Genomic DNA, 15,976 nt, shown 5'->3' with positions numbered 1-15,976 from the left:
TTAAGGCAACGGCTCTCTTTCCCGGTGCCCGATCGGTACGATGATTAAGAGAAAAAAGAAGAGTGGGAGCGCCAACAGTATCATTTGAGTCCATATGTCGAAAGTTTCCCGTGAGGATACGATATTGGTGATTAGGTATAATACCAATACGATCTCGGATATGAATACCAGTAATAGAGGCAAGACATATCGCTTATAATGTTGTGCCAACATGTAGAACTTACTGGATGTCATATACAGGGTGATTAGGATTAATAGTATGAGAAATAGGAATATATCACCCAATACGAAATAAATAAGCATCGGGTTGGAGAATTCCGTATTTGCCAGTTGCGCCAGATCATCGGAGCAACTGGTGAGTTGCTCGCCTTGCGGAAAAGGATTTAGCAAATAGAATAAAGAGTTGAAAAGATTATCTAGTAAGGATACCTCGCATTCTTCCTCATACATGACCATCTTGAGTACTGGTTCTTGCTTATTCTCTCGATTTTCGCAAGTAGTTACGGGAACGCCCATTTCATCGTAATCGACGAAACAAAGGCGGTCTACCAATTGGTATTTCAATAGAATAGATAGATAACCGATGTGCTTTTTCTCCTTGATAGGGAATATGACATTTAGATCGTAGTTTTTATATATTTTATTACCATCCACGCAAAAAGAATCGATTACGAAACTAGTGGACTTCACGAATTGTACAAGTTCTCTCCGGTTCTCCAGTTTAAAATCGAAATCAGGGAAGTAAAGAGTCAATCCGTTGAGTTTCCGGAGAGACGGGTTTCGGTTGATCGTACCGGTACCCTTTGTGAATAAGTTATTTAAAAGAGCCATCTGGGATTCTTTCGATCTTAAGAAATCATTCGTTGCTTTTGAGTTTCGGAATAGGACTAGTAAATCGACGGGTGTATCCGAATAAACGGGCATATCTATCAAGCACTCCTGTTGTTGCCAGTCGCTTACTTGGCTAGGTTGCCTGCTTTCTGTATCCACTACATACCCTAGATATTCCATTCGGCTGAATTTCCGGATAAGGTTTGCCGGTAATTGCTCATATACGGATTGCAGCCAATACGGTACGATCGGAAAAGCTCGTTGGTTGTATTGGCTTAGACGTTCGGATAGGCGTTCGATTTCCGATGATGCGCCATCTACCTTGAATACGGGAATACTGCAATTTCCCTTTTTCTTTTGTGCGGCGATCTCTTCTTTGCTACGTTTATCGAAATAACAGAAGAACGTACGAACCGTGTAGGGGCGCAGTTCACGCACGGATAGCAACCAGTTCTTTACGGCCTGCGTGTAAGTGGTGTCGTAGACGAATGGGATGAAGCCGGTTTCCCTGTATCCGATGGCGTCTTCTTCCCAGGGCGTAATGTTGAGAGCGATGGAAAGAGGGGCTTCCTTGATGAAAAACTCAATCGTTCCGCTTCCTCTGATAGAAGGATTCTCGTCCGGGTTGTCCAGAACACCTGTAACATCTTCTGTCCATACGGGACAAATGATATAGCCTTGTTTATCGGAGTTGAGCAACGATTGCATATTATCCAGATCTCCGGTTTTACCTTTGAAGAAATACATATTCTCGACGGTAGGGGGAGGCAAGATCTTTTCCGGTTCTCTTTTATTGAAATAATACCACAAAGCTTGCGTTACTTTGACTGGGCCAAGCTTTTCATCGAAGAAGCGGCAGAGAGGATCCGCATTGGCTTTATTCTTGGATGCGGTTAATAACTCGTTTCCGAACAGCCAAGGTGTATATGCGCATTGCTCTACATGATCGGGTAATAAAGAACTTGGGGACTGTAAATAACCCAAACGTGAGATCGCTTGGTTTGCGTCCGGGTTTGTTACGAAAGTGAAAGCATTCCCCAATTCAGCGGGATAAACGATATAACCGCATTGTTCCGTTAAGATACGCTGGGTGATCGAGTCCATAAGAGTCTGGTAAGAGACGATCGGGGTACGAATCTCTTCCAGTTCTAACTCGTTCCGCTCTCCTAAACTCCGGAAATAATCCAATCGCTCCGAGAGACTTCTTTGGGCGTTAACGGCTTGTGCCATGATTACATGAAGCAATAAGCCCAATAAAATGCCGTGGTAGGTAGTTCGATATCTGGTTGACATAAGGGTAAATTTAAAGTTCGATATTTATTCGTATCAGATTATTCTTTAAGACTTCTCCAGTGCGGCCAATCTCTTTGTCGTCATTATCGGCCCAAGCTTTTCTCCATGCCTTATAGTCCTTGACAAATAGGGCTAGCTCTTTCGGAGGAAGCCAATGAACCGTGAATCGTAGATGTGCCGGTATCTTCTCTCGCAAGAATTCTTCAAGACGAAGCTGAAAATCCGGCCGTTGCTGCGTACGTTCTGTTTGCGAGAGGATTGCCGTTAAGGTAAATTCCCGGGAGGGGACTGAATGATCAGTCGCCTTCGGTGAATGCAGGAGTATGTTTTCCAGAATGAAAATTTGCTCTTCCGCATCTTCCCATCCGAGTATGGAATAGAGATATCTTTCCAATCCGGAAAGGGAGTCTGCGTCGAATAGATTACAGCCCAGATACCGGTCCCGGATAAGTTCCGGTAGTTGTCGCAGGAACCGGACTCTTCGTTGACGGTTTATCTCTTTATTGGAGTAGCGGAGAAAAGGCTGGTTGCTATTTTCGCCGTAGATTTTATCCAACGTATCCAATAGCAGATCTTTGTTTTGTTCCATAGAAGCGGAACCGGGTGTTTCCATATTTAAGGCCATCCAATCTTTTAGATGATTCATTTCTTCATGTCCCTCCGAAAAGAGATGGTCGAATATAGAAAGATATGCCTTGAATGAATCGGTAAACGAGTCCTTGTAGCAAATTGGGAAATCATTTGTGACGCTATAATCATTCAGATGAATATGGCGACTGTCCATGAGGATCGATTTGGCTTGTTTTTTCTGTTCTCGTATTGCATGGTTGATATTATTCCGCGAATGCAAACGATTCAATACTTTTGTGGCATTAATCTCTACCGCTTGTTGGTTTTGGTAAAGTCGTATCTTGATTTGCTCAGGGGAAGATAATGCCAATGTATAGGCGTATTCACCCTCTTCAAAACCTTGAAATTCCAAAGAGTGTATCGATAGAACCCCTTGTATCTGCTTGATCCCTTTGAAAAGCTTGTATATGGGAAGTGCGCTACCTGTATAATGACTTCCCGGTGCGAATAATTGAATCGCCTCCGTATAAATGGCGATCAAGGTTTTTTCCGGAGAGATACTACCGTCTATATCGATATTTCCAATGAGTAATAAAGGTTTCCTTCTTACGAAATGGATTGCGTGTAGGTGTTCACCTAAATTCCGGTTTGCGTGATATAGTTTCTTAATCTTTTCCTTGATTTTCTTTTCTTCCTGTTTGTGTTGATCTTCTGAGATAAAGGACGAGAGTTCTATAAATATGTCGAACCATCCGTGACAGATCTGATCATTGGATCTATAGGGATGGATTTGTATGTCCGATAAGTTAACTAAGAAGTCAGTGTTATCTAATTGATCTAAAAAATGGTCTCGGTAATCTTTGGGTGTCACAGGGGCCATCCCGGAAACCCGTTCAGGACTGAACAAGCCGTAATCCTCCGGATTGAAACGATTATCCGATCCGGTGAGATATTGTTCTAATGGGAAACTCATTTGGTAATCCAATTCGCTTAAGGCGTAATTTAAGATGTCCAGAGTCGTGATTCCCGGGTCGTGCGGGGCATGGTCTGTCCACAGTTGCCCTGAAAGCTTCCGGATTGTTTCCAAGGCATTCTTTTGGAGGCTATCGAATATGGATTCCTCCTTTTTTAGCTCTTGCAGGTTGGGCAGATCATCCATGGCTATTCTTGATTAAAGGTGTTTCTCCGGTCGGAGGCGTCCATCCGGTAATCTTTCCATAAATCGGTTATCTGGAAACAAACAAAGATGTTGTCTCCATAATCCCGTCCGCTACGTATTTGCAACTTGCATTTTTGTCCGGGGCCGTACCAACGGAATTTGATCTTGTTAAAAAAGGAACCGAACCAGGATTGATTCGTACGGATTTTTCGATGTTTTCCGTAACAATGGATAGCCGTGGCTTCCACTAATGCGTATTGTCCGCTTTTTAACTTACCGCATCCAGCCATGATGCGGTAGGCACGACATCCTTCCGTTGGTATTTGCAGGGTATGCCATTCGCCATCTGCGGGAAATTTACCCCGTATCGCACCGTCGAAGCGGGTTGCGGAAAGACTGCCGTTGATACGTATATCCATACCGGGTTGGTTCATCTCGATGCGACCGTTTGGATGAAGCGATAGTATCGGTTCATCTTGCCCTTGACGTATGATATGGAGTTGGCTATTGTTACCTAGGTATATTTTCCACTCTGGAATATTGTCTTGTATGTTCGTGAATAAGCTGATGACGGGACTGTTTTCCTTGGAAGGAGCTAACCGTAAGCCATCATCCGGATTTTTATCGATCCCGTCGTCGGAAATATTGACCATGGAATCGATTAATTCGTAGAAATGCTTTTGGTTGGGCATACTTCCGCGCTTAAAGTATTCTTTTAGTGTATTTCTGTTTGTACGAGGCATATCCGGTTTGTTTTATTTGTTAATAATAAAATTACTTCCAACTCCTAAATATCCGAGTCCGAGTTGTTCCAGTAGTTCGTCTTTTTGGTCAATATATAGCAAATGCCTATCAGAAGGAACTAATATGCACCAAGGTTGGGAAGGGCTAACGTTGAAATTTTGCCTTGCCTCTTCCGGGTAGCGGTTTAGATAATAGCTCTTTTGTTGGTCTTTTGCCGTATATACGACATGCGCTACGCTTAATATATCAATGTCCACGATGGCTTCACACTCTCGTATGGAGTTATAAAGATCTGTCGATGAGAACGAAAGCCCAAATACCGGGATCTCTTCCTTATCTCGCCAAGGCGCGATACAATTATTAATGCGTGCCTCTGTCTGGCGGAGTATATCTCCTACGGGATATCCGGGCTTTATCCGGAGGTTACAGCAAACGGTTACTTCCTCGTAGACCGGAGTGATAGCGTCAACGGTAATGAACGGACTTGTCTTGTCACCTATATAATCTTCGATTCGCATGAGTAGCCTATGTTCGCATAAAGGCAAGATCTTTTTATCTTTCTCCTTTTGCATCACGACCAATGTTACGATCGGGCTCCTGTTTTGAGCTTTACTGTCTATTCCGGGCAAGCAAAGTACTTTTTCGACTTCGGGGAACTGAGCCAATGTTATTTGCTCGTAATCCCTAGGCAATACAGCCCGGTTCCGATGGGACATCTCTTGGGTGATCCGGAGCCGCATATCCTCTGGCGTTTCCGGCGAACGTCCTCCTTTAGCGGGTATGATCTGGTAAATATCCGTAAGTCCCGGCATACTTTTCTCGAAAGAAACGAGTCCCGTGAAGCTTTCGAGTTCCTCACTGATCAGGGCTTCCATTTCTTCGGGGATTTCTAACCGGGCTTTCACTGGGTTTAGATAGACATTTCGTATGGATGAACAATTTTGCGTGTGGCAAGATACTTTTGCCGAAAGCCAGAAATCTCCATTTATGTCTAGCATTTCCTCGCTAATAGGTGAGGGAAGTAGGATGTCTACCAAACCTGTATTCAACAGATTCCCGGTTGTATCGGAAAGTAAATTACCCGGTTTGATAAACTCCCATTGCTTGCCGTTGAAGAAAGACCATTGTACGCAAGGAAGATATTCTTTTCCGATTTCCCGTTTCAAGGCAGCCATCTCGAAGAATAAACGGATCTGGTCGTTACCGATCGAGTTACCAATACCGAATAGAATAATCCCATCTTCTGTGGGAACTTCCACCATTGGGAACGGATGACGTAGATCGATTTCATGTAATTCCTTTTGCCTCAATGGATGGATATGATAGATACGGCATCTATCTCTTGGGGTATCGCCATTGAAAAAGTATTCTTCCTCGGCGCTATAACCGATACCTATACTTTCAATCATAGGGTTGTAAGGAGGTTTGGGCACCGGGATCTGTTTACGGGTATGGCTGTTTCTTATCATGATATCCGCAAAGAGCATCCGGTACTCCGTCTGCCCGAATCCGCCGTTCGGATCTGTGAGTCTAATCCTGAAGAAGCCTTGCTGGGTTTTCGTATATTGATATTGCTCTTCTTCCGTGGAGACCGTAATGTTTTTGAATGGTTTATCGTAAACGATCTCGCTGTACTCCGAGAGCTTTCCCCTAGGGGAAGTATGCTTGTTTTTCGTATTGAAGAGACAAGATGTACTTCCCGGTAATTTTACCCATTTCTGGTCTGTTAGTTTTTCCCATTCAACTTTGAAGGTGGTATTATCGATAGGTGTCTTATATGCTTGATACAAATCATAGAAACCTCCTTCCGAATAAGGTAGATCCGCCCATTGCAAAGTAATACCCATGGATTGGATAGGCTTGATCGCTATCTCATAATTACCGAATGCGAACCATGAGCCTTTTTGAGCTTCTAACCCGAATAAAGGGAAATGTACGCTTGCGTCTACTTCTCCCAGAGGATTATAGATTTTCAAGGATGACATGCCGGATACATGTACCTTTATCTTTAAGCTAGTAATAAAAATACGGTGTACCCAAGAGTAGGGGAATAACCAAGCATCCGTGTTCATCAATATACGGAGCACTGGGTTCCGTGTTTGGCAACCATGAGCTTCAGAGCAAGGTGTTGTAGGGTCGAATTTCTCATTAAGGACGAATTTCAGATAAAAGGAGTTTTCGTTGATGAATGTCAAGGTGTAGGCGTATATCGGGGCCCAACCTTTCTCTGTGCTTAACTCCAATAGGAAAGCGTCGTTTAATACACGCCCGGTTTCGTGGGAAGATTGTTCCGTGGTAGCGATTAATTCTTTGAAATATGATATGGAGTCTTCTTCTAATCCGAATGTGATATGTATATCCCGATGTCCTTCCCGAAGTAATAACATGGGAGATTCGATCATCAGTCCGGCTTGTATAGAGGATTGGTTCTCAAAGATTAGCTCTGAGTCCAGATTGGGCTTCTTAGAAGGAACGTTTCCGATCCTGTCATTCAACTGTTTTTGCCAGATGGACGTAACGAAGCCTAATCGGCTCGCTGGATATTTTTTCGGATCTTTTTCCAATAGTAACGAATGTATACTCGTTATTTTCATGTCATTGACCGAATAATCTTCGTCCGTACGATAACAAAATTGGATATCTTGCGCAGGAAATGGTACCTGTGTTATAATACCTGTACCTTTGGGTAACTGGGCTTGCCGTGCGGTATTATTCTTCACGGCGATAAACCAAGCGGAAGGAATAATCGCTTTTTGGGGAGATTCCTTCAATATTTGGTTGACATAAAATAACGGATAAGCTTCCCAGCGTTTATTGAACTGATCTACCAGATATTGATAGTTTTTCAAGAAAGCGATTAAAACAGCTAATGAGGGATCGGTCTCTCCGCTTTTAGCGATTTCTTGGATGTAAATCTCCCGTTTGTTTTGTAAATTACGGAGGATACGTAATAATAGGTAGAGACTTCTACGAACCGTTTTAGGATTGGATAGGGTTATTAGCTGAAGTCTCTGGTTATATTTCTCCATATCCAGAAATAAATCGGACATGGAATCTCTAAAGATCCGATGATTCAATCTTTGATACCAATCAGAGAACTTATGGTATAGAGCGTTTCTTAGATAGGTGATTTCTCTGTTACTTTCCGGTGAGTTCTCATTTTGCCACAAAATGAAACTCTGTTCGATCCCAATTGTATCTGTTTGCTTGATCTCATTGAGTATGGCTAAGGATTGGTAATGATATAAAAAGGATGATTTCGAAAAGGCACGAGCCAATAAATTGGAGAGATTTTTCTCGAGTACTTGAAAAGGCTCATGTATCCGGAAATCATTCTCCAATTTTTTTCTTGTCAATCCATCTTTATTCCATTGTTTATTCATCGGTTAGAATCAAAATAGATAGGATAGGTCAATTCTTGTTGGACATTATTCATACGTATCGTATAATAAAGTTCGATAATCAGAATGCCATCTTGAATCGAAGCCTTATTAATTTCTATGCGATCAAGCGAGACTCTAGGCTCGTATAAGAGAACAGCTTTCTCGATAGCGCTTTTAATCATGGTCTCCATGGTAAGATCTAATTGTTCAAACTGATAACGATATAGTTCCGTACCGTAATCCGGACGATGTATTCGCTCCCCTGTGCGAGTGGAGAGAAGGATGATCAAGCTTTGCCGGATGTCTTCTTCATAATTAGACATGCGGGTGGGATTATCATTATGGCTGAATTCTGGGGGGAATGCCCATCCTTTACCTAAAAAACTATTTTTGTTCTGCATAAATCATTCGATTTAATTAATCATTACAACGCCTCCTTTTACAACGGTTTGGCCGGATGCGGATATTTCGGCGGTGGCAGACCCTTTTACTTTAACTCCCATTTGTGCGGAAACCTCGATATTCAAGCCATTTATCTTGGTATCTTGCTTAGACTTGGATTCGATACCCATTCCTTCTGTCTTGACATTCCCTCTTGCCTTAAATATGAGATCTTTGCCGGATTCTACCATAATTCCGTTTTTATCCATACAGACCTTGTTCTTATTAGCATCGGATAACAGAATTTGCTTTTTGTCATCATCCAATATGAGCGTGTTCTCTCCGGGAGTCCCTATTGTGATAATCTTTTTATCATCGTCCAAAGTAATTTTCAACTGGTTTTTTGTAACAATTGTCTTTAAATTATTTTTTGGATCTAAAGAAACCGGCGTTTTTCGTTTGCGACTGTACAAACTTCCGATAATCACAGGGTGGCAGGGGTCCTCATTGATGAATTGCAGGACTACCTCATCATCGACTTCCGGTAGAAATAACATGCCGACCCCATTGCTTGCGTACGGACTGACCGGCCGAGCCCATATCTCCGTCTTCTCACATTGTAACAAGGGTATATCGACTAATATAAAATTCTCGAAATCTTTATTATCTCCGATCTTTTTAACGATCCCTATTTGTAATCCTCGTATGCCGGGCAAGAAACCACTAGCTGCGGGAGCCACTACATCGGGCTCTTCGGTAATGACTACCGGATTGAAACCCATATAGACTTGTGTCTTCCATTCGCCTCCTTGTAGTGTATGTTCTACTGATTGAACAAATGCGTTTCCACTATAATGTTTGCTTAATCCTTCTAATTTGATAATACAGCCCGGAATAATAGACGCATTCCCGTAAATTGTGATGGAGCCTTGAAAACGTGCCAGACCGCTCCATAAAGCTTGCGCATCGGCCCAAGCATGTAAAGAAGCGTCGCCGATGGGAGCGTTGGTTTGATAAAGCATCACTTCATTTGCCAGACCGGATAGATCCTTTGCGGCGATATCGCCTTGGGCATTGAGAGAAGGTTTGCTGGCGGTGGCTTTGATAATTTGTTGACGGCTCACGTCCCAAGCGCAGGCTTTTGTATCTGTGTATTGCTCGGAAGCGGATATAGAACCATCGAAAGCGATTAAATTATCTCCATAGGTGATGATTAAGACCGGGGAGGCAGATACATTCGGTTTACATACCTTGACTTGTTTACCGTCAGTGATAACGACTAATCCGTTATTTTGTGCTCGTGTGAGTACAAAATCCCAATCTGTACAATAATATTGTACCAGTTGTGGAATTTCTATACCGGTACTATCTACTTTGGCAGAAAGCCCGTATTGTCCCAGAATCTTCTTGATAACGGCATCATCTTTACTATTTTCATATACATTATTTTTACGTCCAAAGGTTGCAGGATATGCGAACCCCCTACATTCTAAAACAAATAGAGTTTGTTGTTCGCTATTGATTTTTAACTGATGGGTTGTAACGCATCCCTCAAATAAGGTGCTGACCTTATCTGTTGGACCCGCTTGAAACTTAAGCTCCGTACCCGGATTGAATATTTTGTTGTCTGGTATTTCAAATTGGCTGTTGTCGATAATATCAGCGCTGATGGAGATCGTTGCTTTATCGATCTTATTACATGCTCTGTATATTTTTGCATTGATTACGGAGTATTGCTCCGTTACATCTTTACCATTTAGGAATAGTTTGATTATAAATGAATTATCCATATTCATTATATTTTAGGGAACCATAATTGAGTTCCGGGTTTTATATCTCTAAAGCTGATTAGGTTATTAATGGAGGCAATCATTGGAGCGTAACCAGAATTTTTATATTCTTTTGCGCATAACCCGATTAGACTGTCTCCTTGTTTAAAAGTAACGAATTTACCCTCAGCTTTTTGATTTTTCTTTTTTGCTTGTGTCTCTCTACTACTAATCGCCTCTGTTAGTGACAAGGAGCCTTTAGCTCGTAAAGGATTGCCATTGGGCGAGAATAAGGTGTAATCCCAATTTAGGCTGGTTAATCTCCCCTTGAAAATGAGACTCCCCCAAATTACTTTAAGGAAGCAAGGGCTGGGTGGATCGATCTCCGCGCTAGGTAGAAAAATGATATTCTCCAAATCCTTGATCCTTTCTGTCACGGTTTTTTTCCCCGTCGGGATAATACCGGTACCATCGAAGTGTATATCAAAAGAGAGAGTGGAGGGGTTGGTGTGTTTATACTCCGGTAGTTGCTTATCCTCTTTTATGCTTTCGTCTTTCTTATAGGAGGTAGATTTGCTTAACTTATAGCTATCCGGATTGATTTGGACGGTGATATTACCCAATTTCTCGCCACCTTTGTATTCAATTGATTTATATGCCTCGATGATCAACTTTTGGTTCATGTTTTATCGCTCCTTTCTACAAGAAAAAAGGTTAGACAAATCTTTCTTGGCCTCACGAATTATCTCCTCTTTGATTTGTTGTATCAAATCACGGGAGAGAGGGAGGTCGGGTTCCTTTTTCTGTTGTGTCACTTTTGCGGACACTTGGATTTCTTTTATAGTTATAGCCATTGCTTAAATTGTTCTTTTTTCGTATCTTCTGTATCTCTTATCGACATACGGATCAAATTAGTATAAGCCATCTCCAATGTTTCAATCACCAACTCATTCTTTTGGGAATTCAATGCGCTAATGTCCCATTTTACAGGGTAAGCATTGAGCACAGACCAATTATTTAGGGGAAAATGCCCGGCATCCAGCAATGATATAGTTAAATTGACGGGAACGATCTGGGCACTTCCATTATTTTCCAATACTTTAACCACATATGTCTCTAGCACATGAGGCAAAGGCATTAAAGAACGTTTCAACACAAGGTTACCGTGCTTTCGTCGGGTAGGCACCTGATAGCTGAAACTGTTTTCTCCCCCTTCTTTAATCGTTTCCGTCTCCATTTCAAGTTGTAGTCCCGAGACCTCTTGGAAAGAGGTCTCGATCAATCCTTCGAAAGTCACGTTGAAATAAAACGCTACCGGAGGAGGGACAATATGATCAAACCTTAGCATTAAGCGTTTTCTATGGTCAATCCTTCATGCGCTAAATCTAAGGTTTCGATGGCGGCCTCGTTTCCATCGGATTTTAAGCTGACACCGGTAACCTTAGTCGGCCATGCGTTCGATAATTTCCAAACCATCGTAGGGCTTCCTGCTTCATCCAGTAAGCTGATTGTTACATCTTCTCGCTGTATTGTGTTCATTTTTATCTTGTTAAACCAATCGAATAATTTGTTATCCGCTTTGAAAACCCCTTTCTTTAGACTGACATTGCTCGTCTTCTTCAGTCCCGGCATCTTGATATTTGAGAAAACCGGGCTATTACCATGTCGGTACTCAATTACTTGGGCTTCCATATCCAGACCAGATACCTCTTTAAAAGCGATTTCCCCGAGGCTACCTAATTCTACCTTAAAATAAAAACTGGGTAACGGCCATACATTATCTTGTGCTTCTCCTGCCATATTCGTATTTCTTTAATAGGTTTTAATTCTTAAATTATCAGCTTTTTTGCATTTGTTGTTGGAATGTGATCTCGATAAATTCCGCAGGTCTGGTAATAGCCACGAATACGGATATCCTGAGGATACCTTCCAGAATATCCTCGGGAGTCATCGTGTCTCCCAATCCGATATGAATGCTATATGCGTCTTCGGGGGAAGTTCCTGCTAATCCACCTCGTTTCCATACGCCCCGTAAGAATCCGTCTATCATACTACGCATATTTACCCATGTATTTGCTACATTCGGTTCGAATACATAGGCACGGGCGGCGTTCTTGATCGATTCCTCTAGGAAGATCATCGTACGCCTTACGTTAATATAACGCCAGTCTAACGAGTTACCATCCATCGTGCGAGCACCCCAAACCTTGATTCCTTCACCGGGAAAGCTACGGATTGCGTTTACGGCTTTTCCGTTCATCGGTACGTTCAGATCTTCTTGCTCGGCATTTGTGATCGAGAGTGCGGGTGTGACTACGTTATTGATGGAAATATTCGCAGGGGCTTTCCATACTCCCCGGGTGTTATCTACCATAGTATAAAGACCGGCCATCGAAGCTGAAGGCGGAAGTAAATTGATCCTCAAGCGAATCTCTCTCAAAATGGAGCGGTATACGGAACTGACTTGGTATAATAAGGTATGGAAACGTTCCGCCTCGTCCTCTTTCATGGTAAGCAAAAGCTTGAACTTGTCCATAAGTTCATTGACAGCCTCATTCGTTACACCGGACTTCTTTGAGAATTCGTTCAAGATCAGTTCCTCCAATTTCTCTAAACTATCCTTTTCTATATTATAAAAAGTGATATCTTTCTCGGTGACGATAGATGTATTTATCCATGGATAATAGGAGGCACAGTACGCAAGGAAATTGCTACCTATATTTTCCCGGAAACTTTTGATAACCGCACCGTTTTCATCTTTGTATCCGTTGAAAACATCTAATATGGCAAAGCGATTTTTCATATCGTTACCACAGTGCATCAAAGCGGCAGTTTGAACTTTGTAACAATCGCCTTCCTCCATATATACGGCTTCCGGAACGACGACCAACGTGGGCTCCTGTTCTTTTTTTAAGGCTAAGAGCGCATTTGTAAAGTCTATGCTTTTAAAGTCATGCTCATAATCTCCTACGGAGACGATATAGCACGGTCCTCCACCGTTAGCGTAGAACAACAACATATTATAATATAAAGCATAGAACGTTTTTGGCAAAGTAAGCTGGCAACTTCCGTCGGGGAATAATACGTTTATGTCATTGGTGGTGTCCTCACTCTCGGAATCTTCCGGACGAATTCCGAATCGCAAGGTGGGAGCGAAACCGAAGAACGAATGGAACTCAGCCATAGAAGATATACGGAAAGGGATACCGGTCAAATCCTTGTTACCGTCCCGTGCGAATTGGGTATGCCCGATAAAGGCAGGGATGGCGGTAGCGACTTCTACGACTGAATTAGGAAAAGCGTTTTTCTCTATGATATAAACGCCAGGGGTTTTCATTTGTGCCATACGTTATTTTTTTAAGGATTTAGATATAAAGAATTTGTATAATAGAATTCTCGGTAGATTGTAATTCCTTTATAAGGAAACGTCCCAAAGAGGGAACAGGAACATGCCTTAATAGCATTCTTTTAGCATATTCTCTTTTCTCGTAAATCGTGATATCTGATCTTCTTTGGTAATAAGACTCTTCCTTAATCTTTATCGGATATTCTGTGCTGATACGAAAAATGTCCTTATTCATGAAACGGATTTGCTCGGGATTCTTGAAGCTAATATTTTCCGGTCCATTATCCTCCATAAAAATATCCATTGACGCATTTTCTGGATTACGAGGTATCAAGATAAAATCCCAATAGGCTTCTTTTGTGTGATAATGGATTTCTTTCTGTATTGGGCATTTCGTTTTTAATAATTCTTTGGTAACATGAATGATCACATTGAGCCGATTCAGTCGGTTATCGATAACACTTAATTGTATATCTGAATCATTTAGCTCTTCCGGTAGCAGGGATTGTGTATACAGTAAAAAATTCGGATCTTTTGAATGTGCTTGAAACTCAAGGTTGAGACCATCCGGGGAGGTTGAAAGGTGATCAAGAAGCTCTTCTCGATCTCCAATTAGTGCATATTGATTTCGACCCGTTTGCCTAAAAGGATATTTAGGTCCTCCTAATACGACTCTATTCGTTCTCCTGGGTTCTATCTCGAAGATTTCAGAAGGAATACATTCATTATAATATTCATGGCTAAATATAATGTTAATTAAAAAGTCAAATTTCATCATTGGTTTGTTTTATAGTTATAATATTCCAAAAGTAGATAAAAAGAATATGGCATGATATTAAATGCTATATGTTTGATAACATTATTTCTAATTTGTTTTTTGACTTGATATTCGTTGTTTTATATCCTTGATTTCTGTTCCGTCAAAAGATATGATTCGTGCTTTACATAGGATTGATGGATAATAATGCCCTCCTAATATACTCCATATATTGCTGAGCTCTTGCATACTAATTGTTACGGGTTCGAGCGTTATGGTACCTTGGTCTGGTAATTTAAGAATGGAATTTTGTTGTAAGAAGGAGATTGAATCCGATAATATTTGTATAGATTCTAAGTATCTTTTAGATGAAAAAACAGCGGCAACCATAATATATATATTCAAGTACCATGGTGGAGATGTTTGTTGGAATGTGTTATTTTTTGTGTTCCTATAGGGGGCAGAGATTCCCATTGCTGTCTCTCGCTCTATATTCACGATAGAAAGTATGATTTTATCCGATTGATCCTCATTTGGAGTCGCATCAATACTTCCGGCTTCCACTATAATTTCTGCCCGTTCATAATAGCTGGAAAGAAATTCGTTCATTTTCTCTGCGAGTGTGTTTATTAATACGTGTATCATGGTCTTTTGCTTTATTTGTGCTAAAGGTAAGGAATAAATTTGTTTTTCAGCTTTATAATTTCATTGTCTGAATTCTTTCTAGCAAATTACCTTCGTTTCGATTCGTGATAAGAATTAAAATCGTTTTTTGATTATCATAGATAATTACGTCTTGGCGGTTTCCTGAAAAAGATTGAAAGAAATGTTGATCCTGAGATTGGGCTATGCTTATTGTGTATTTTTTATCTACTCTTATTTTCTATTATGTGACTTCGGAAAAACACGTACGACTTTTTTTGAAAACACGTACGACTTTTCTCATAAACATGTACGACTTTCCGGTAAAACATAATCGTGCTTTTAAACTGTTAATGTTCAGTGATTTATGTTTTTGTATCATTCACGCACTTATTGTATGGAAAATTATCACATCGCCACTCAATAAATCATAATATACCTCCATGTAGAAGTGCGGCATGCTATGTCTCTATAACAGGATGTCTCCAATAGGGTGAGAATCGAGTAGTATGGCTTTATCACACGTACATTATATAACTTGTTAAGTCTTGAAAAAAACTTGAAAAATAATACTGAAAATGTTTGGTAGTTATGTTTTATAGCACTACTTTTGCACCCGCATTCGAGAGAGAACGCCGGTCCAAAATGATGAAACAAACTTTTAGAAAAAAAGTTCCGAAATAATTTGGAGGTTTAAAATAAAAGTCCTTATCTTTGCATCCACGTTCGCAAAACGAAAGCGACAAAAGAGTTCTTTGAGAGATTTACATAATTCAACAAGTAGTACAAGTATAGGAAAATTAATTTTCCGGATTGATACCGTCAAAGAAGTATGACTTTGGACTACAATAACGGATTCCGGAGCGAGGATAATAAAATAATTTAAACAACGAAGAGTTTGATCCTGGCTCAGGATGAACGCTAGCGACAGGCTTAACACATGCAAGTCGAGGGGCAGCACAGGTAGCAATACCGGGTGGCGACCGGCGCACGGGTGAGTAACGCGTATGCAACTTACCTATCAGAGGGGGATAACCCGGCGAAAGTCGGACTAATACCGCATGAAGCAGGGGCCCCGCATGGGGATATTTGCTAAAGATT

12 protein-coding genes and 1 rRNA gene are annotated in these 15,976 nt (G+C 41.2%); 1 reads left to right on the top strand and 12 read right to left on the bottom strand.

Translation table 11 applies throughout. The features are described 5' to 3' along the window. From NBH16_RS18080 to NBH16_RS18025, 12 genes are all read right to left on the bottom strand, one after another. Positions 1-2,124: a hypothetical protein gene (locus tag NBH16_RS18080; RefSeq protein ID WP_250788931.1), complete on the bottom strand. Its 2,124-nt coding sequence runs from the start codon at positions 2,122-2,124 to the stop codon at positions 1-3. A gap of 10 nt (positions 2,125-2,134) precedes the next feature. Next, positions 2,135-3,853: a hypothetical protein gene (locus NBH16_RS18075; protein ID WP_250788930.1), complete on the bottom strand. Its 1,719-nt coding sequence runs from the start codon at positions 3,851-3,853 to the stop codon at positions 2,135-2,137. Positions 3,854-3,855: 2 nt separating this feature from the next. Continuing rightward, complete coding sequence (locus tag NBH16_RS18070; RefSeq protein ID WP_226766670.1) at positions 3,856-4,545, bottom strand: hypothetical protein; 690 nt, start codon at positions 4,543-4,545, stop codon at positions 3,856-3,858. Positions 4,546-4,608: 63 nt separating this feature from the next. Next, positions 4,609-7,980: a baseplate J/gp47 family protein gene (locus tag NBH16_RS18065; RefSeq protein ID WP_250788929.1), complete on the bottom strand. Its 3,372-nt coding sequence runs from the start codon at positions 7,978-7,980 to the stop codon at positions 4,609-4,611. After that, on the bottom strand, positions 7,977-8,303 hold the full coding sequence (locus tag NBH16_RS18060; RefSeq protein WP_228002619.1) for a GPW/gp25 family protein: 327 nt from the start codon (positions 8,301-8,303) through the stop codon (positions 7,977-7,979). The genes NBH16_RS18065 and NBH16_RS18060 overlap by 4 nt, the downstream gene beginning before the upstream one ends. Positions 8,304-8,393: 90 nt before the next feature. Next, positions 8,394-10,151 (bottom strand): type VI secretion system tip protein VgrG, encoded by a 1,758-nt coding sequence (vgrG, locus tag NBH16_RS18055; RefSeq protein ID WP_250788928.1) that lies wholly within the window; start codon positions 10,149-10,151, stop codon positions 8,394-8,396. A gap of 5 nt (positions 10,152-10,156) precedes the next feature. Continuing rightward, a complete protein-coding gene (locus NBH16_RS18050) occupies positions 10,157-10,813 on the bottom strand; it encodes a CIS tube protein (protein WP_005867031.1) in 657 nt (218 codons plus the stop codon). A gap of 161 nt (positions 10,814-10,974) precedes the next feature. Further along, the gene (locus NBH16_RS18045) at positions 10,975-11,478 is read right to left on the bottom strand and encodes a phage tail protein (RefSeq protein WP_005861439.1); all 504 of its coding nucleotides are present in this window, start codon (positions 11,476-11,478) and stop codon (positions 10,975-10,977) included. Then, on the bottom strand, positions 11,478-11,930 hold the full coding sequence (locus NBH16_RS18040) for a phage tail protein (protein WP_005861441.1): 453 nt from the start codon (positions 11,928-11,930) through the stop codon (positions 11,478-11,480). Before NBH16_RS18040 ends, NBH16_RS18045 begins: the two co-directional genes overlap by 1 nt. Positions 11,931-11,967: 37 nt before the next feature. Next, entirely contained in the window at positions 11,968-13,476 is a 1,509-nt protein-coding gene (locus tag NBH16_RS18035; RefSeq protein ID WP_005867035.1) for a phage tail sheath family protein, read from the bottom strand. A gap of 19 nt (positions 13,477-13,495) precedes the next feature. Next, entirely contained in the window at positions 13,496-14,251 is a 756-nt protein-coding gene (locus NBH16_RS18030; RefSeq protein ID WP_158532589.1) for a hypothetical protein, read from the bottom strand. Between the two features lie 90 nt (positions 14,252-14,341). Further along, positions 14,342-14,878, bottom strand: coding sequence for a Pvc16 family protein (locus NBH16_RS18025; RefSeq protein WP_250788927.1), 537 nt, complete (start codon positions 14,876-14,878; stop codon positions 14,342-14,344). Between the two features lie 883 nt (positions 14,879-15,761). Between NBH16_RS18025 and NBH16_RS18020 the strand changes: the two genes are divergently transcribed. After that, positions 15,762-15,976, top strand: a 16S ribosomal RNA gene (locus NBH16_RS18020); the annotation flags it as partial.

It is taken from the genome of Parabacteroides sp. Y3-G-102 (assembly GCF_023656845.1).
Lineage (GTDB): Bacteria > Bacteroidota > Bacteroidia > Bacteroidales > Tannerellaceae > Parabacteroides > Parabacteroides distasonis.
Note: the sequence above shows the minus strand (reverse complement) of the source record. Positions and strands in the feature narration are given on the sequence as shown.

Coding starts and splice junctions, on each gene's coding strand:
- NBH16_RS18080 (WP_250788931.1), bottom strand. CDS start 2,124: ATGTCAACCAGATATCGAACTACCTACCACGGCATTTTATTGGGCTTA.
- NBH16_RS18075 (WP_250788930.1), bottom strand. CDS start 3,853: ATGGATGATCTGCCCAACCTGCAAGAGCTAAAAAAGGAGGAATCCATA.
- NBH16_RS18070 (WP_226766670.1), bottom strand. CDS start 4,545: ATGCCCAACCAAAAGCATTTCTACGAATTAATCGATTCCATGGTCAAT.
- NBH16_RS18065 (WP_250788929.1), bottom strand. CDS start 7,980: ATGAATAAACAATGGAATAAAGATGGATTGACAAGAAAAAAATTGGAG.
- NBH16_RS18060 (WP_228002619.1), bottom strand. CDS start 8,303: ATGTCTAATTATGAAGAAGACATCCGGCAAAGCTTGATCATCCTTCTC.
- vgrG (WP_250788928.1), bottom strand. CDS start 10,151: ATGGATAATTCATTTATAATCAAACTATTCCTAAATGGTAAAGATGTA.
- NBH16_RS18050 (WP_005867031.1), bottom strand. CDS start 10,813: ATGAACCAAAAGTTGATCATCGAGGCATATAAATCAATTGAATACAAA.
- NBH16_RS18045 (WP_005861439.1), bottom strand. CDS start 11,478: ATGCTAAGGTTTGATCATATTGTCCCTCCTCCGGTAGCGTTTTATTTC.
- NBH16_RS18040 (WP_005861441.1), bottom strand. CDS start 11,930: ATGGCAGGAGAAGCACAAGATAATGTATGGCCGTTACCCAGTTTTTAT.
- NBH16_RS18035 (WP_005867035.1), bottom strand. CDS start 13,476: ATGGCACAAATGAAAACCCCTGGCGTTTATATCATAGAGAAAAACGCT.
- NBH16_RS18030 (WP_158532589.1), bottom strand. CDS start 14,251: ATGAAATTTGACTTTTTAATTAACATTATATTTAGCCATGAATATTAT.
- NBH16_RS18025 (WP_250788927.1), bottom strand. CDS start 14,878: ATGATACACGTATTAATAAACACACTCGCAGAGAAAATGAACGAATTT.